The organism is Streptomonospora litoralis, from assembly GCF_004323735.1.
GTDB lineage: Bacteria > Actinomycetota > Actinomycetes > Streptosporangiales > Streptosporangiaceae > Streptomonospora > Streptomonospora litoralis.
Window position 1 is genome coordinate 5344179 of record NZ_CP036455.1, and the last position, 16399, is coordinate 5360577.

Sequence of the window (16399 nt, forward strand, 5' to 3'; positions counted from 1 at the left end):
ACTAGCGACTCGCGTCGCAAGAAGGCACCCTCACAGGGATTGACTTGTCGACCCGAGCGTGGATGGCGACGATGCCGCAGGACACCGGGCCGGAAGGCGAGGCTTCCACAGGGTGCGGCGCCGAGCACCCGAGCACCATGGGGCCGCCACCCGGAAACGGCGCACCCCAGCCGAAGCGGCGCTCGCGTGCCCGTTATGTCGCAGGGCAGCGCGACGATTGTGCCCGTATGACGAGATCCAGCGGCGTTTTTTGGGAGTTCGGCCACGATCGCCGCGGCCGACTGCGGGACATCGGACATAGCGGGCGCGGGGACTGGGAGGCGCCGCCGTGTTCCGGCCGGACCCGCGTCGGCCGGGGGCCGCGTGCCTGGGCGCGGCCGCGGGCGCTCGCACGCCCCCGGTGGTGCGCCGGATCGGGGGCCGGGGGGCGACGACGCGTCGCTCGTTGCGCCCCGGCGTCGCCTCCGGGAGCTCCCCCGCCCGATGCGGTGGGCTTTTGGGCGTCTATGACCGTTTTGCGGGCGGCGTCGGCGGGCGCCGTGGCCACGAGACGCACGAAAAGTTGACTCCGGGGGCATTTTCGCGCCATTCGGCACACCTCGTGCGCCACCGCCACCGGGGCGCGGGGCGCACTCATCGGGAAATCGGGCATTGGAGGACAAAACACCCCGCATTGTTTCGTGTCGCGGAATGACGGCGCGGGGGTGGCGCCTCGGGGCGGCGCCGCGGCGGAGGCCGCCGCACGTACGTGCATCTCGTGGCCCCGGTCCGGCTGCATGACCGCCGCCCCCACCACCGCAGGGCCCGACCCGCCGACGTCGTCGCACGCTTCGTCGAGTGGGTCAGCGGCGGGCACCGGAACCGGCGTCCGCGAGCCCGGCCCCGGTGCTGCCGTCGCTGCCCCCGTCAGTCGCCGCCACCGGCGAGCACCCGACCCGTTGGGCGGGGGCTCGGCCCTCCGGCGTCCTCGCTGCGGCGTTCCGGTGAAGACCGCCCGTCGCCCGGCAGACCGCAAGGCCGCCCAGCAGACCGAGGCCGCCTCGTCGGCTGCCGCAACCGGCGAGCACCTGACCCGGTGACCGCAGGCCCAGCCGTCCGCCACCGTCGCCGCCGCTTTTCAGCCAAGTCCACCCGTTTCCCGGCAGACCACAAGGCCGCACAGCAGAGCCGAGCCGCCGATCCGTCGCCGCCGCCGCCACCGGCGAGCACCCGCCCCGTTGGGCGCGGGCCCGGCCTTCCGCCGTCCTCGGTGCCGCTTTTCCCCAGGACCACCCACCCGCCCGGCAGACCAACAAGGCCGCACAGCAGACCGGCGTTCTTGAACACGGCCTATAGCAGGCCTATAGCGGGCTACAGCGGTGCCGCGTGCAGTTGGGCGGCCACGATGGTGTTGCCGTAGAGGTCGGCGAAGTGCAGCGAGCGGTGGTCCGCGTCGTCGCGCTCGGCCCAGATCGGCACCCCGCTGGCCGCCAGGCGCTCGCGCACGCGGTCGAGGTCGTCGGTGTAGAGCACGAGCAGCGGCTGCCCGCCGCTCTGGCGGCCTACCAGCGCGCGCTCGTCCGCACTGCCGGCCGGCATCAGCCACAGGCCGGAGGTGGGCTGACCCGGCACGCCGATGTGCAGGTAGCGGTACCCGCCCGCGGTCTGGTCGAAGAGCACGCCGAAGCCGAGCACGTCGCGGTAGAAGGACAGGGCGGAGTCGAGGTCGTCCACGAGCACGACCATCCGGCCGATTCCGGTGAAGACGCCGTCACTGCTGTCTGCGGTCATGGCTGCGACCTTAGCCGGGGGGACCGACGAACGGTCGCGGCGTCCGCGTGCGGCCTCCGCCGCCGCGCCCGGCTTGTCAACGTACGACCGGTTCCGGGCCGCGCGGGCTCTCCAGCGCGTCCAGCCCGCGGGCCAGCAGGGCGCGGCAGTCGCCGGTGTACTCGGCCACCCAGTCGCCCGAGTAACCCCGCGGCGCGATCTCCACCACCATGATCAGCCCGAGGTAGACGCGGTACAGCGCCAGGCGCAGCGCGGCCTCGGGCGAGGAGACGTCCAGCCCGGTGCCGGCCTCGCGGTAGCCGGCGAGCAGGTCGGCGTCCTCTTCGGCGGAGCCGAAGGGGTCCATCCCCACGAGGTCCGCCAGGGGGTCGCCCCACCACGCGCGCTCGACGTCGATGATCCCGGTGATGCGCGGCCGGTCGGCCCCGCCCGCCGGGCCCGCGCCGGGTGCGTTCTCGCCCGCGTCCACGAACACGTTTCCCGGCCACAGGTCGAAGTGGACGAGCACCCCCGCCTCGACCTCGTCCAGCGCCGCGCGGTGCCGCGCGAGCGCGGTGCGCACGCGCGCCTCCGGCAGCTCCACGCCCCACCTCCGGCCGTCCGCCAGCAGTGCCTCGGTCATCGCGGTGAACGCCGACGCCCAGTCGGCGCCGTGCAGACCCGCCGACCGCTGCGGGTAGCCGAAGGCGACGTCGCCGCGCGCCGCATCGGAGCGCACCGTGTGCATGGCCGCGAGCACGCGGCCCAGCCGGTGGCGAAGCGCCCGGTGGTCGCCGGGTCCGAGGTCGGCGGCGGCCTCGTTCCATGGGCGGCCGGGCAGCGCCGCGGTGACGAGCACGTCGGCGTCGAGCAGGTCGCCGCCGGTTCCGGCGGCCAGCACCTCGGCCGCCGGAACCTCCGCGGCGGCCGCGAGCCGCCGGAAGACCTCGGCCTCGGTGCGCATGATGCCCTGCTCGTAGGACAGCAGCGGCGCCTCCGCGGGCGGCGACGCCTTGAGCACCGCCTCGCGGCCGTCGTCCAGCCGCAGCCGGTAAGCGGCGTTGAACATGCCGCCGGTGAGCTCGGCGGCGTCGACGACCGACGCGCCGCCGAGCAGCCGGGAGCACAGGGCGTCGAGCATGGGCCGGTCCAGCCGGCGCTTCGTCAGGCTGTCCATCGGCCGAAGATACCGCTGTACCGGTTAAGTCCGCATCGCTTCTCCGGAGGACCGCAGACCGGACTCGGCGGCCCACGCGGCCAGACGCGTCACCGCGTCATGGTCGTCGCTCCCGGGGGCGGCGCTGAGCAGCCCGATGTACTGCTCGTCGTCCTCGATGGCGGTCAGCACCTCCCACTCCAGGGAGAACTCGCCGACGACGGGGTGGTCGAAGCGGGTGGTGCCGAACGGACGCAGGGAGACGAGGTGCTGGCTCCACCACCGGCGGAAGTCGTCGTCGTGCACGGCCAGCTCGCCCACCAGCTCGCGCAGGCGCGCCTGGTCGTTGCGCGCACCGCTGTTCATCCGCAGGAACGACACCACCTCGCGGGCGCGCTCACGCCAGTCGACGAACACCGCGCGGGTGGCCGGCTCCAGGAACACCATCCGCACGTAGTTGCGGCGGCGCCGGCCCATCGCCGCCAGATCGCCCAGCAGAGCCGCGGCCAGGCTGTTCCAGGCGAGGATGTCCAGGTAGCGCCCGAACACCAGGGCGGGCATGCCGACCAGGTCGCCCAGCAGCCGCTGCACGCCGAGGCCGACATGCTGCTCCTCCTCCGCCGCGCCGATGTCCATGTCGGGGTTGGCGAGTTTGAACAGGTGCAGCCGCTGGTCGGAATCGAGGCGGAGCGCCTGGCCGATGGCGTTCAGCACGGTGCGTGAGGCCGTGCGCAGGCGTCCCTGCTCCAGCCGGGAGTAGTAGTCGACGCTGATCCCGGCTAACTGGGCGACCTCCTCGCGGCGCAGCCCCGGCACCCGCCGCACGAGCCCGTTGTCGGCGATGCCGGCGTCGCGGGCGGATACGAGCGCGCGGCGGGCGCTGAGGAACTCGGCCAGCGGCCCCCGGTATTGCTGGTCAACCTGCATACCGCCCGATTATGGCAGCGAAGTGGATCATCCACCGGGGGAAGTTCCTTCCCTGGAAAAGCCCGCCCTTCCGCCGATCCGCCCGGGCGGGCAGGCTCTGTTGGCGAGGGGGCGGACCGGTTCGCCGTCCGACCGTTCTTCGAGAGCGGTGGGGGGAAAGGGCGTGGACCGGTTGCGCAGGCGGTGCGGCCCTTCTCGCAGCGCGAGGGCCGCACCGCTTCCCGCCGTGCAGCCGGTTCTCGGCGCGGACCCGCCTTCGCCGGCGGGCTGTGAGGCCGGCTCGAAGCGGGAGGGGCGCGTGCCCGGTGCCCCGATCAGGCGGGGGCACCGGGCACGCGAACGAGCGGCGGGGCCTCCTAGCCGTCGGCCCTACCGGCGACACCGGCCGTGCCCGGCTCCTGCTCGGACTCCCAGCACTGGATGTTGCGCAGCTGCGGCACCCGGTCGCGGGTGAAGACCGGGTCGAGGCCCTGCTTGCGCTGGGCGATGTAGTCCTTGAGCACCAGTGCAACGGCCCCGACGAGCGGAGCCAGGGCGATCAGGTTGACCAGGGCCATGAAGCCCATGGTGGCGTCGGCGAGGCTCCACACGATCTGCACGGTGCCGATCGAGCCGAGGAACGTCGCGATCAGGAAGACGAACTTGAAGGTGGTCATCACACCGCGGTTCTCGGTGAGGAACGCGATGTTGGACTGGCCGTAGTAGAAGTTGCCGAGGATCGAGCTGAACGCCAGGAGCAGCAGCACCACCGTCAGCGCGTGCAGCGCCCACGGGCCCAGGCCGGTCTGCAGGGCCTCCTGGGTGAGCACCGGGCCGCGCTCCTCCCCGTAGGTGGGGTTGGTGACCAGGATCAAGAACGCCGTCATGGAGCAGATGATGAGCGTGTCGAAGTAGACGCCCAAGGTCTGCACGAGGCCCTGCTTCACCGGGTGGGTGACCGCGGCGGTGGCGCCGGCGTTGGGGGCCGAGCCCAGGCCGGCCTCGTTGGAGAACATGCCGCGGCGGACACCCTGGATGATCACGGTGCCCACGGCCGCTCCGGCGAACTCCCGCAGGCCGAAGGCGCCCTGCACGATCCGGGTGAAGACCACGGGGATCTGGTCGGCGTAGAGCACGACCACGACCGCGCCCATCAGCACGTAGAGCGCGGCCATGAAAGGGACCAGCGTCTGCGTCACGTGGGCGATCCGGCGCACGCCGCCGAACACCACGAGCGCGGTCACCGCGACCACCAGCAGCCCGACTGCCGCCGTGACCCAGCCGGTGGTGCTGTAGCCGAACGCCTCGGCGGAGTTGGCGACCGCGTTGGCGATGGTGTTGCTCTGCACGGCGTTGAACACGAACGAGAACGTCACGATGATGGTGATGGCGAAGATGATCCCCATCCACCGCGCCTTGAGCCCGTGCTGCATGTAGTAGGCGGGGCCACCGCGGTAGCCGGTCCGGTCGCGCACCTTGTAGAGCTGGCCGAGGGTGGACTCCACGAAGCTCGCCGCCCCGACGAGTAGGCCCATCACCCACATCCACAGCACGGCCCCGGGTCCGCCGACCGCGATCGCACCGGCCACGCCGACGACGTTGCCGGTGCCGATGCGCGCGGCCGCCGAGATCGAGAACGCCTGGAACGACGAGATCGCCCGCTTGCCGTCAGGGGCGACCTCCGGCTTGCTGCGCAGTGTCCGGAACATCTCCGGGATCATGCGCAGCTGGACGACGCCGAGCCTCGCGGTGAAGTAGATGCTGAGGACGGCCAGCAGGGGGATGAGCAGCCACGCCCAGAACGCGTCCGCGAATGACGTGACGGCCTCGTCGGCTACTCGGTTGAGTTCTTCCACGGCCCGTGGTGCTCCTTTGCTACGGGGGACGGCACCCGTCCTGCGTACCCGATATGGGCACTTGTTCACGATTCAGCACGAGCTGTTACCGGATGACCATCGATCCGTTACCGTACTCCGCCGCCGACTCCGTCCGGATCACGGACCGCCCGCTCACCTCCACACCGGTCCGTCGTGATCCGGCAGCGTAGAGGTCCCTGATCCACTCCTCCCCGCCTCTTGCCGCCGCGGCGCGGGCGCGCCGGACGGGCCGAGCGCGCCGCACCCGCCGAAGCGCCCGCGCTCGGCGCCGACGGCCCCTCCGGTCGGCACCGAGCGCAGCCTCCTGGAACGGCTCACCCGGACACCGGGTGCCCGTTGGGATCTCAGCGCCGCGCGGTGCCGGAACGGGCCGGGGGTACCTGCGGCTCCCCCGCCTGCCTCGGCACGGCGGCGACCCGGCCGTTCGCGCCCGCGACCGCGCGGCCGCCGGCGACCGTGCGGCCGCCGGTATCGCGGGCAGACGCGGGCACGGTCGCGCACACCGCGTCGAGCACCGCCGCGTAGGGGGTGCCCCGCTCGGCCAGTGCGGCGCGCAGCCGCTCCAGCCCCGGCCGCAGCCGCACCAGCAGCCGCTCGCCGCGTTCGGCGTCGACGCGGGCCGCGAACTCCAGCAGCACTGCGAGGTGGTCGGGCCGCTCGTCCGCGCCGGTGCGCCGGGCCCGGGCGGCGTACACCTCGGCGATGCGGGCTCGCGCGCGGCGGCGCCACAGCGCGTCGCCGTCGGTGTGGTCGAGCAGGAGCGGGGTGCGGCGGCGGGTGTCGAAGGTGAGGGCGTAGTGGGACCGCAGCTCGCGTTCGGGCTCGGCGGCGGCGTGATCGCAGAACCCGGCGAGCCCGCGGCGCGCGTCGATCGCCGGGAGCTCCAGGAGTGCGCGGCGGATCAGCGGCAGCCGTTCGTAGAAGCGCGGGCCGGGCCGACTGAGCAGTACCGAGGCGGCGCGGCGCACGGCGGCCTCCACCGCCGCTTCGTCCCGGAAGGCGTCGATCGGCGTCCACGCGCGGCCGGAATGCCCGGCGGACACCGCGGCGGCCGCGGAATCGCCGTTTGCGCTGTTCCCGGCGACTTCGCCGGACCACTCCCGGAAACCGGCCTTTCCCTTTCCCTGAAATCGGTCCGAACATTCATCGAAAAACAACAGAGGTTCTCCGACGCCGACACTGTGAGCTGCGCTTTTACCGTTGTTATGCACAATCACCACTCGCCTTTTGCTTCGCTGCACACCGGGCAGAGTGAACTGCGACCCCCCTGGACGGAACAGACCCTTCGGCCGGAAAGGTACCCAAGAAGGGCACCATTGCCCACACGATGCGCTTTCTGAATTTCCGGGCACCCGGCAAGCGGGCGGTGCCGCCGATCCACGGTCCGGCCGGTGCGCGCGGAAGGCTGCGCCGACCTCGCAGGTCAGCCGCGCGCGTCGCCGGCGCGCACCAGGACGGCCGCGCGGTTGCCCGCCCGCACGCGCTCAAGGGCGCCCACACCTGCGGGCAGCGCGACCTTGCGCGTGCGCGCGGTCACCGCGAGGACTGCGTGCTCGGGCAGGACCGCGGCCAGCGCGCGCACCAGCGCGGGTACGGGGTCGGCGTCGGGGGGCGCGCCGGAGAAGCGCGTCAGGTCGCCGTAGGGGATGTCGGTGAGCACCAGGTCGACGGGGCGCTCCGGCTCAGCGGGGTGGAAGACGTCGCCGCGGCGGACCGCGCCGTCGAGGTCGCCGCCCAGCCCGCGCAGTCGTTCGGCCAACCGCGCAGCGGCGTCGGCGCGCTCCACCATCGCCGGTTTGCCGAACTCCGCGGCTTGGGCCCGCAGCTCGCGCTCGCGCTCGGCCAGGCCGGCGCCGGAGAGCAGGCCCACGTTGCGCTCGGCGACGGACAGCGCCGCCGGGTCTGTGTCGGTGGCCAGCAGCCGGGACAGGCGGTCGCGGTGCAGCATGGCCGCCGCGACGGCGAGCTGCCCGCTTCCGCAGCAGGGGTCCCATAGCACGAACGGAGCGGCGCCGAGGCGGGCCGCGGCGCGCTGGAACAACTCGTCGGCGAGCCGGACGGGGAACCCGGGATGGCCCGGCGCCGAATACAGGACGTTCCCGCCGCCGAGATCGGAATCATCGCGACGCTCGGTCGCGTACCGGTAGGCCACAGGGTCCCTTCGCGGCCGTGCGGCGCGGCGGGCCGACGACGCGGACGCGAGAACAGGGCGGTCCTGACGGGATTTGAACCCGCGGCCTCCACCTTGACAGGGTGGCGAGCACTCCTAGCTGCTCCACAGGACCTCGGTGCTTCCGGCCACCGGGGCGACCGCGCACTCGTACAACTGTAGCGCCCCTGCGGAGTGCTCCGCACCTCGATTCGGAGCTGTCCCCATCTCCGCAGCGTGCCGGGACACCCGTCCTCTCCACCCGTCCGGCCGCTGCGCTGCCTACTCCCGGCCGAGGTGTTTCCTAGCCGGGGGCAGTGGAGCCGGCGGCATCGGAGGGCTGCGCGGGCGCCAAGCGCATCTCCTCGATGCGGCGCTGGTGCTCCTCACCCCAGTCGCCCAGCGGGCCGAGCGCCTCGTTGAGCGAGACACCGAAGGGAGTCAGCGAGTAGACCACCTTGGGCGGCACCTGCTCGTGGACGTCGCGCTGCACCAGGGTGTCGGCCTCCATCTCGCGGAGCTGCTGGATGAGCATCTTCTCGCTGACGCCCTCCAGCGCCCGGCGCAGCTGCCCGAAGCGGCGCGCGCCCTGGCCCAGCTCCCAGAGGATCAGCGCCTTCCACTTCCCACCGACCACCGCCAGTGCCGCGTCCAGCCCGCAGCTGAAGGAATGCGTCTGCACCATCACACTTACCTCTCGGTAGGTACCTGACAGAAAAGTAGGTACTAGACCTTAGCGCAGTAGCAGTCGAGGATGAAGAACCGCGCACCCGGCCGGGCGCCGCCGTAGACCGTCGTAAACAAGGAGGATCCTGGTGACCTCGAACGAAACCGCCCCCGTGGCCGTCATCGGTCTGGGCGACATGGGCGCTGCGCTGGCCGGTGCGCTGCTGAAGGCGGGGCATCCGACAACAGTGTGGAACCGCACCCCGCACAAGGCCGACCCGTTGGTGGAACAGGGGGCCACGCGCGCGGCCTCAGCGGCTGCGGCGGTGGCCGCGGCGCCGCTGGTCGTCGCGTGTGTGCTGGACGACGCGGCGCTGCGCCAGGCCCTCGGCGGGGCCGACCTCGACGGGCGCACCCTGGTGAACCTGACCAACGGCACACCCGCCCACGCCCGCGTCGCCGCGGCCTGGGCTGCCGAACAAGGCGCCGACTACCTGGACGGCGGCATCATGGCGGTACCCGCGATGATCGGCGGGGCGGACTGCCGGGTGATCTACAGCGGGCCGCGGGCGGTCTTCGACGAACACGCACCGACGCTCGGCGCCTTCGGGGAGGCCCGCTACGCCGGTGCGGACCCCGGACTCGCCGCCCTCCACGACCTCGCACTGCTGAGCGGCATGTACGGGCTGATCTCGGGGTTCCTGCACGCGGTGGCGATGGTGCGCTCGGCGGGTGAGAAGTCCGGCGAGTTCACCACGGCGGAACTCGTGCCGTGGGTGAGCGGGATGACCGCCATCCTGCCTACGCTGGCCGAGCAGGTCGACAGCGGCGATTTCGCCACCGAGGGGTCCAACCTCGGCATGCAGGCCGCCGGCTACGCCAACATCCTCGACGCCGCACGGGACGCGGGCCTCAGCACGGAACTGATGGCGCCGCTGGGCACGCTGATGAACCGCTATCTGGAGGCGGGTGGCGCACCCGGAAACGACCTCTCCGCGCTGGTCGGCATGCTGCACACGACCGGGGCCTGAGTGAGTGCCCCGCGCGCCGCCCGCCCCGCTCGGCGCAGGCGGCGCGCAGGGCCTCGACGCGTCAGCCGGGTCGGCGCCTCGCGGGAGGCGGCGCGCACCCGCGACGCGGCGCTACAGTGCGGGCAGAGGGCCGAACAGCCGCGGGGCCACGACGGGTAGCAGCGGCAGCGGCTCTCGCGAACCGTCGGCGTCACAGGCTGCGCCGCCCGCGACCGGGGCCGGTTTCGCGGACGGCGGCCGGAGGGATGAGCAGGTGAACGACCCGGAACGCAGCACACCCGCCGCGGAGCAGGGCGGCCCCGCGCCGCAGGCCGACCCGCAGGCCGCCCCACGGGCCGACTCACGGGCCGACCCGAAGATGCCTGCGGGGCACCCCAGCGGGCGTGTGGACCGCTGGATCTGGGCGGTGCGGCTGGCCAAGACCCGCGCCGACGCCGCCCAGGCGTGCCGCGGAGGGCACGTGCGCGTCAACGACCGGACGGCCAAGCCGGCGACCACCGTACGCGTCGGCGACGAGGTCCAGGTGCGGCTCAACGGGGTCACGCGCGTCGTCGACGTGGCCCTGGTGATCGACAAGCGCGTCGGCGCGCCGATCGCCCGCCGCTGCTACACCGACCGCAGTCCCGAACCCACTCCGCAGCCTCCCGGCGCGGTCCTGCGGCGCGAGCGCGGTGCGGGGCGCCCCACCAAGCGCGACCGGCGCCAAATCGACCAGATGCGCCGCAAGGGGTTCTGACCAGTCCACCCGGCCGCCCCGGTCCCGGAGCACCGACGGCCCTCCGTCACTCGCCGCCGTCGGCGTCAGCCTCGGTGCCCTGGGCATCGGCGCGCTTGCGGCGGCGCCTGCGGGAGATGCGGCCGAACATCCACGCGGCGTCGAGCATCGCGAACACGACCAGCCCCCACACGACCGTCATGAAGCTCAACCCGTCGGCCCGCCACGAGGCGAAGCACAGATAGCCCGCGATCACCGCGCAGAGCAGCGCCACCCACACCGTCCAGCGCCCGATCACAGCGCAGCCTCCTCGCCCGCCCCGCAACGAGCGGTCAACACTTCGGCACGTCGAGGACCCGCCTCCGCGCCCAAGTCCACCGCTCGGCGGGGCCCGCCGCAACCCGCCCCGGACGAGCCGCCGCCCATCGGGCGGGCCATCGGTGGGCATCTCCCCGCCACCGGCTCCAGGCGACCCCAGCCCGGCTAACGCCCCGGACGCACGGCTTCCTGCTACGAGGCCGCCCCGGCGGGCTCGGCGGACTCGCGACGGCGGCGGCGCAGGCGCATCCCGTTCACGGCCATGAGCAGGAAGACCGCGGACGAGATGAAGCCCAGCCAAGTCGTCCAGGCGCTTGCCGCCGGATCGTAGAGGTCTCTGACCCCGCTGATGAGCAGGCTGATACCGAGAAGCAGCCACGCGAAGATGAAAGTCCATGAACTATCGTACGCGGCATTCGCTTCTTTCGTCACTGCAGCTGACTCCTCATCGACGCGAAGATCCGATGCCGCCCCCGCGGAATCGGGCTAGGCGCCGTGGGAGAGGGGTGCGCATCCTTCCGGTTCCTCTCGGTGTACCTGCCCCGGTTCGGTCCGAAACCGGCGCAGACCCGATTCCGCCCGGCCGCGACGGCCGGATCGTGCCACCCGCGCAGGCGACCGCCGGCGCCAGGTCGGCGAGGCGTGGAATGACCGTATCGCGCCAGCCGGGGGCCGTCGCCGAACGCCACGACCGGGGCGCGTTCGCCATCGGCCTTCGACGCCCGTCCCGCCCACCTCGCCGAAGGCGAGGGCTGACGCCATGCGGTGTGCGGCTGCGGGAGGCTGGCCTACCACCCTCGGTGGCGACCCAAAAAAGCCCGGCGCCTCTTCGGCTCCGGGCTTCTTCGCTGGTCGGACTGTGTGGCCAGGGACGGGGTCGAACCGCCGACCTTCCGCTTTTCAGGCGGACGCTCGTACCAACTGAGCTACCTGGCCCCAGGCACACCGGTCGGTGTGTGAGGCGGTCCTGACGGGATTTGAACCCGCGGCCTCCACCTTGACAGGGTGGCGAGCACTCCTAGCTGCTCCACAGGACCTCGACACTGTGTTCTGTTGTGTGACGCAGACCGCGAATGTCCGGTTGACCGGGATCTTCGCGCTCTTCGCTCTCCGTCTCATTCTGCCAGACCTTCGGCAATGGTTTGACCGGAGCCGTACCCCCAACCGGATTCGAACCGGCGTTACCGCCTTGAAAGGGCGGCGTCCTAGGCCACTAGACGATGGGGGCCTCGACGACGAACGCGGTCGTCATTCTCCCACTTCGCCAGTCGTCGGGACGGCTCAAGCATAGGGGAGATTCCACCCCGGTGCCAAAGCGGTTCGCCGCCGACGCGCCACAGCATGTGGGCAGCAGGCGTCACTGCGGGGAAGCGGTCGGCGACGGTGCAGGTCGCGCGGTGGGAGTCGGCGTCGCCGGGGTGGAAGCGGGCGGCGTCGCGGTCGGTGGCTGCGGGGTTTCCGTCGGCGGGGTGATCTCGCGGTCGGGGTCGTCGACGACGTGCCGCTCGATCTGGGCCGATGTCAGTCCGAGGCCGCCGAGTGTGACGCCGTCCCAGGCCTGGAGCCGCTTGGTCTCGGCGTCGAAGTACAGCACGGACGCCTCGTAGGGCGTGGGTTCGTCGGAACCGCCGCGGTCGAGCGCGCCCAGGCCCGCGCCGCCGGTGGAACCCTGGACGATGTAGCGGGTGCCGGTGGGCCGGGTCTCCGTCCGCCGGCTGTGCTCGTGTCCGGCCAGCACCAGCGGCACCCTGCCGCTGAACGCGCGACCCTGGACCGGGTCGTGGAACACCGCGACGTCGGGCGCCGGTTCGCGGTCCTCGAGCGACGCGGCCTGCTGGGCGCCGATGGCCGCGACCTCCTCCGCCGTGGGGTTGTCCAGGGTCTGGTCGGGGGCGAACCGGGGGTCGCCCGCCCCGTAGAAGACGATCCCACCGACCTCGCGGACCTCGTCATCCAGCACGACGGCGTTGTCCTGCGCCGCCACCGCACGCTGCGTGCCCATCGAGTCGCGGTCGCCGCGCACCCACACATAAGGCACCTCGAGCGACTCGATGTCGTTCACGAAGATGTCCTCCGCCGCGCTGCCCCGGTCGCTGATGTCACCGGAGTCGACGATCAGATCGACTTGGAACTGTTCGCGCAGCGACCGGATGACGTTCCACGCGGCCGGATTCAGGTGCAGGTCGGAGACGTGCAGGACACGGATGGTGTCCGCGTCGTTCTCATACACCGGCAGCGTGGACGTCGCCTCGTAGAGCTGTGAGACGTTTCCCACCAGACCGGCGAGCTGCTCGCGGTAGCGGGAGAACCGGTTGACGACCCCCTCTGCGCTGCCCACCACCTGCGGAGCACCCGCCAGCAGGCCGGTATAGCGGGGCTCGGCGATGGCGCCCGGGTTGAACGTCGCAGCGCTGAGGCCCCCGGCGCCGGCGAGTACGAGCAGGGCCGTCAGTGCGCTCATTCCGGCCCGCCGCCAACTGCGGAAGACGACCAGCGCCGTGACGCCCGCCCCCGCCACCGCGGCGAGCACGGCCTGCACGAACAGCCGGATGACGCCGTTGCGCAACTGGTCGCCGATGCTTTCGGCCATGCGGTTGATGGCGTCGGGGTTCTGAAACATCTCCTGAGCCGCCGAGAGGCGAATCTCGGAGATGGCGGCGCGGAAGCTCAGCGGCGCCGAGTGGGTGTCGAACTCCAGCTTGCCCAGAGGAGAGACGTCGACCACGGTCTTGCCGTCCCAGTCGGGGCTGAGACTGAACTCGACGTCGGCCGGGCCGATGGGTGTCACGATCTGGCCGCCGATCGCCAGACCGAGCCATCCGCCCAGCAGCGCCGCCACGACGACGGCCCCGATACGCCAGGTACGGCCTCGGCGAATGCGGGAGAACCGGTCGGGGGCGGCCCGTAGGACCGCGGCCAAGCGGGATCTCACGCGCGACAACACCCCTCCATGATGCCCCCGAGTACGGGCTGCCAACGCGCGCGGCAGCCTCCGACCTGTCCGCGGGCGCCTGTGGACGGACTCGTCAGCGGCCGCCGCGGTAGCGCACAATACGAGGCGTGGTCGAACTATCGCGCGCACGATTCGAAGAACTGGTAGCCGACGCCCTCGACACCATCCCCGAGGATCTCACCGGCTACATGGACAACGTCGTGATCACGGTCGCGGAGTCCCCACCGGAACCCGGGCTACTCGGACTTTACGAAGGCGTCCCCCTCACCGAGCGCGGCGACGGCTACTTCGGCGTACTGCCCGACCAGATCTCGATCTACTGGCGGGAGATCTGCCAGGTCTGCGCCACCCCTGACGACGTCGTCGAGCAGGTCCGGGTCACCGTGGTGCACGAGATCGCGCACCACTTCGGCATCGATGACGACCGCCTGCACGAACTCGGCTGGGGGTGACGCTCAGGGCCCGGCTACCGCCGGCGGCGACCGTCCCGGGCCGCCATGCCGATCGCGGCACAGGACCGCGACGAATTCGCAGGTCACCAGCATTCTCTCAACTCGCAACACGCGATTGCCCTCCAATCCCTACAACGAAAGAGAAACGAATCTTCCCGTACGCCTTGCGGACAAGTACGCAGATGGGGAACGTTTGGTCATCGAACAACAACTTAGAGTGACACCACTGTGATCCAGTAAGGGAGTCGCCGAGTGGGCGATCCGCACATGGAAAGCCGCAGGGCAAGCGTCCCGCCCCGATCCGGAGGGACGGCGAACCCGACGGGTGGCCCATCCGACGCGGGCGAACCCGTTCCCGCCGAAACCGCCGAGCCGCCGCTGGGAGGTTCCGCACCCGCCGCGGTCGCCGACGCCGACGACACAGCGCCCGCGTCCGGACCACCGGACGGGCCCGCCTCCCCCGGCGACCCCCCGGCTGCCGCGCAGGGCGCCGACGGCGACCACGGCGACGACTCCGGCCACCCTTCGGATCCCGAGCCGGACTGGCGGAGCGGCTACCGCGAAGTGATGCGCGTCCCCGAGTTCCGGGCACTCTGGTCGGCCCATGCGCTCTCGATCACCGGCAACTTCCTGCTCAACATCGCGGTCACCGTGCTCGTCTACCAGCAGACATCGTCGGCACTGGCCGCGGGGATCACCCTCGCGCTGACGTTCATCCCGCAGATCGTCGGCGGCCCCCTGCTGTCCGGACTGGCCGACCTCTTCCCCCGGCGCCGCGTGATCATCGTCTGCGACGTGATCCGCGCGCTACTCGTGGCCGCGATCGGCATTCCGGGCCTGCCGATCTGGGGCATCTGGGGACTGCTTTTCGTGTCCATCCTGCCGATGGTGCCCTTCGGCGCCGCCCGCGCCGCGCTGATGGCGGAGATCGTCCAAGGCGAGCGCTATGTCGCCGGCTCGGCCATCATCAACCTGACCTCCCAGGCCGGGACGCTCGTCGGGCTGGCCGCGGGCGGCTGGATCGTCGCGTCCATCGGCGCCAACTCCGCGGTGATGTACAACGGCCTGACGTTCCTCGTGTCGGCGGCGATCGTGTACCTCGGCGTGCGGCACCGCCCTGCGGTACGCGAAGACGGCGACGGCCGCCCTTCACTGTGGCGGGTGACCCGCGAAGGCACACGCCTGGTCTTCGGCGATCCCCGCCTGCGCACGCTCGGGCTCTTCGCCTGGCTGGCCGGGCTCTACATGATGCCCTACGGCCTGGCCAACCCCCTGGCCGACGCGGCCGGCGGCGGCGCCACAGCCGCCGGCCTGATCATGGCGGGGCCGTCTATGGGCGCAGTGGTCGGCGGCTTCGTCCTGACGCGGCTGATCAATCCCGTCACCCGCATGCATCTCCTGGGCCCGCTGGCCGTCGCCGCCTCGGCACCGCTGCTCGTGTGGCTGGCCGATCCCCCGCTGTGGGCCATGGTCGCGCTGCTGGCCCTCGCCGGGACTGCGGCGTCGTACCAGTTCGTCGCCAACGCAGCGTTCGTGCTGTGCGTCCCCGCCGAGGGGCGCGGGCTGGCGTTCGGGTTGGTCGCGGCGGGGCTGCAGGCGGCCCAAGGCATCGGGATCGCGCTGGCCAGCCTCCTGGTGGAGGTCACCAGCACCCAGGTGGTCATCGTCGGTGCGGGGGTCGCGGGCGTGGCGTGCGCGTTCGGGTTGGCGCTGCACTGGTCGAAGATCTCGCGCAGCGCGATCGAGATGATGAACGCGCCGTCTCAGGCGGCCGCCTGATGCCCTGACAGCCCGGGCCGGGCGGGCGGTAGCCGCGCGACCGCGGCGCCCGGCCACCGGCCGTCGCGGCGCGCACGCCGCGCGGCCGCACAGGCGCGGCGCGTGCCTCTCGGCGGCGCCGCGCCGTCACGCGGAGGCCGACGCACCCGCCGGGGGCGCCGCGTCCGCGCCCGCTCGGACCTGCGGCCGCTCGGGCTCGCGGTCCGCGGAAACCTCGGGCCCCTCGGCCGACTCCCCCGCCCCGTGTTCGAAAGCGCGGGGGAGCCTGGCGACGAAGCCCGGCCTGGCACGAAGCGACCACATCAGTAGTCGGACTTCTTGCCCTGGAAATTGCGGATGATGTGCTCGAGCATGGACGACTCGCCGTCCTGCTCGGGCATGACCAGCCACGCGATGATGTAGAGCATGACCGCCGCCCCGCTGGTGAACAGCGCGAGAGCCACGAAGGCCAGGCGGACGATGTTCGGGTCCGCACCGACGAACTCCCCGATCCCACCGCATACGCCGGTGAGGAGCCGCTGGCGCCGACTGCGTCGAAGCGTCTTGTTGCCGGTGTTCTCGTTCATGCTTCCAGCCTGCCCTCCCGGCGCGCGCTTTCCCATCCGGAACGCCCCTGGCGCTCCCCTGACCGCGACCCTGACCCGCCGG

15 protein-coding genes and 4 tRNA genes are annotated in these 16399 nt (G+C 72.1%); 4 read left to right on the forward strand and 15 right to left on the reverse strand.

All coding sequences use genetic code 11. The annotated features are described in order from the left end of the window. Positions 1-1350: 1350 nt before the first annotated feature. The 8 genes from EKD16_RS22765 to EKD16_RS22800 all read right to left on the reverse strand — a co-directional run bounded on the left by EKD16_RS22765 (position 1351) and on the right by EKD16_RS22800 (position 8522). Entirely contained in the window at positions 1351-1770 is a 420-nt protein-coding gene (locus EKD16_RS22765) for a VOC family protein (protein WP_131101263.1), read from the reverse strand. A gap of 76 nt (positions 1771-1846) precedes the next feature. Then, positions 1847-2926 (reverse strand): phosphotransferase family protein, encoded by a 1080-nt coding sequence (locus tag EKD16_RS22770; RefSeq protein WP_131101265.1) that lies wholly within the window; start codon positions 2924-2926, stop codon positions 1847-1849. A 24-nt stretch (positions 2927-2950) separates the two neighbouring features. After that, complete coding sequence (locus tag EKD16_RS22775) at positions 2951-3832, reverse strand: helix-turn-helix domain-containing protein (protein ID WP_131101267.1); 882 nt, start codon at positions 3830-3832, stop codon at positions 2951-2953. Positions 3833-4188: 356 nt separating this feature from the next. After that, positions 4189-5667 carry an alanine/glycine:cation symporter family protein gene (locus EKD16_RS22780; RefSeq protein WP_131101269.1) on the reverse strand — a complete coding sequence of 493 codons (1479 nt, stop codon included), beginning with the start codon at positions 5665-5667 and terminating at the stop codon, positions 4189-4191. Positions 5668-6032: 365 nt separating this feature from the next. Continuing rightward, positions 6033-6731, reverse strand: a complete 699-nt coding sequence (locus tag EKD16_RS25540) for a nitrate reductase molybdenum cofactor assembly chaperone (protein ID WP_165498641.1) — start codon at positions 6729-6731, stop codon at positions 6033-6035. A gap of 380 nt (positions 6732-7111) precedes the next feature. Then, positions 7112-7840 carry a 50S ribosomal protein L11 methyltransferase gene (locus EKD16_RS22790; protein ID WP_131101273.1) on the reverse strand — a complete coding sequence of 243 codons (729 nt, stop codon included), beginning with the start codon at positions 7838-7840 and terminating at the stop codon, positions 7112-7114. A 58-nt stretch (positions 7841-7898) separates the two neighbouring features. Next, a tRNA-Asp gene (locus tag EKD16_RS22795) sits at positions 7899-7973 on the reverse strand. A gap of 168 nt (positions 7974-8141) precedes the next feature. Further along, the gene (locus EKD16_RS22800; RefSeq protein ID WP_207391380.1) at positions 8142-8522 is read right to left on the reverse strand and encodes a winged helix-turn-helix transcriptional regulator; all 381 of its coding nucleotides are present in this window, start codon (positions 8520-8522) and stop codon (positions 8142-8144) included. Positions 8523-8652: 130 nt separating this feature from the next. On the opposite strand from EKD16_RS22800, the gene EKD16_RS22805 reads away from it, so the two are divergent. Continuing rightward, the gene (locus EKD16_RS22805) at positions 8653-9534 is read left to right on the forward strand and encodes an imine reductase family protein (RefSeq protein WP_242677130.1); all 882 of its coding nucleotides are present in this window, start codon (positions 8653-8655) and stop codon (positions 9532-9534) included. Positions 9535-9892: 358 nt separating this feature from the next. Next, entirely contained in the window at positions 9893-10270 is a 378-nt protein-coding gene (locus EKD16_RS22810) for an RNA-binding S4 domain-containing protein (RefSeq protein WP_131102882.1), read from the forward strand. 46 nt (positions 10271-10316) lie between these two features. On the opposite strand, the gene EKD16_RS22815 is transcribed toward EKD16_RS22810, so the two are convergent. The 6 genes from EKD16_RS22815 to EKD16_RS22840 form a co-directional block, all read right to left on the reverse strand. After that, on the reverse strand, positions 10317-10547 hold the full coding sequence (locus EKD16_RS22815; protein ID WP_131101275.1) for a hypothetical protein: 231 nt from the start codon (positions 10545-10547) through the stop codon (positions 10317-10319). Positions 10548-10759: 212 nt separating this feature from the next. Then, positions 10760-10999 (reverse strand): hypothetical protein, encoded by a 240-nt coding sequence (locus tag EKD16_RS22820; protein WP_131101277.1) that lies wholly within the window; start codon positions 10997-10999, stop codon positions 10760-10762. Positions 11000-11429: 430 nt separating this feature from the next. Continuing rightward, positions 11430-11503, reverse strand: a tRNA-Phe gene (locus tag EKD16_RS22825). A 26-nt stretch (positions 11504-11529) separates the two neighbouring features. Next, positions 11530-11604 (reverse strand) — tRNA-Asp (locus EKD16_RS22830). Between the two features lie 118 nt (positions 11605-11722). Continuing rightward, positions 11723-11795 (reverse strand) — tRNA-Glu (locus EKD16_RS22835). 129 nt (positions 11796-11924) lie between these two features. Further along, positions 11925-13499, reverse strand: coding sequence for a metallophosphoesterase family protein (locus EKD16_RS22840; protein ID WP_394347294.1), 1575 nt, complete (start codon positions 13497-13499; stop codon positions 11925-11927). Positions 13500-13627: 128 nt separating this feature from the next. Between EKD16_RS22840 and EKD16_RS22845 the strand changes: the two genes are divergently transcribed. Continuing rightward, on the forward strand, positions 13628-13972 hold the full coding sequence (locus tag EKD16_RS22845) for a metallopeptidase family protein (protein WP_131101279.1): 345 nt from the start codon (positions 13628-13630) through the stop codon (positions 13970-13972). A gap of 252 nt (positions 13973-14224) precedes the next feature. Continuing rightward, positions 14225-15751, forward strand: a complete 1527-nt coding sequence (locus EKD16_RS22850) for an MFS transporter (protein WP_242677131.1) — start codon at positions 14225-14227, stop codon at positions 15749-15751. Between the two features lie 302 nt (positions 15752-16053). Here the strand turns inward: EKD16_RS22850 and EKD16_RS22855 are convergent, their stop codons facing one another. Beyond that, positions 16054-16317 (reverse strand): PspC domain-containing protein, encoded by a 264-nt coding sequence (locus EKD16_RS22855; protein ID WP_131101281.1) that lies wholly within the window; start codon positions 16315-16317, stop codon positions 16054-16056. Between the last annotated feature and the right edge of the window lie 82 nt (positions 16318-16399).

Excerpts from the sequence above, each read along its gene's own strand:
- EKD16_RS22800 (WP_207391380.1), bottom strand. The coding sequence starts at position 8,522 with ATGGTGCAGACGCATTCCTTCAGCTGCGGGCTGGACGCGGCACTGGCG.
- EKD16_RS22855 (WP_131101281.1), bottom strand. The coding sequence starts at position 16,317 with ATGAACGAGAACACCGGCAACAAGACGCTTCGACGCAGTCGGCGCCAG.
- EKD16_RS22765 (WP_131101263.1), bottom strand. The coding sequence starts at position 1,770 with ATGACCGCAGACAGCAGTGACGGCGTCTTCACCGGAATCGGCCGGATG.
- EKD16_RS22770 (WP_131101265.1), bottom strand. The coding sequence starts at position 2,926 with ATGGACAGCCTGACGAAGCGCCGGCTGGACCGGCCCATGCTCGACGCC.
- EKD16_RS22810 (WP_131102882.1), top strand. The coding sequence starts at position 9,893 with ATGCCTGCGGGGCACCCCAGCGGGCGTGTGGACCGCTGGATCTGGGCG.
- EKD16_RS22775 (WP_131101267.1), bottom strand. The coding sequence starts at position 3,832 with ATGCAGGTTGACCAGCAATACCGGGGGCCGCTGGCCGAGTTCCTCAGC.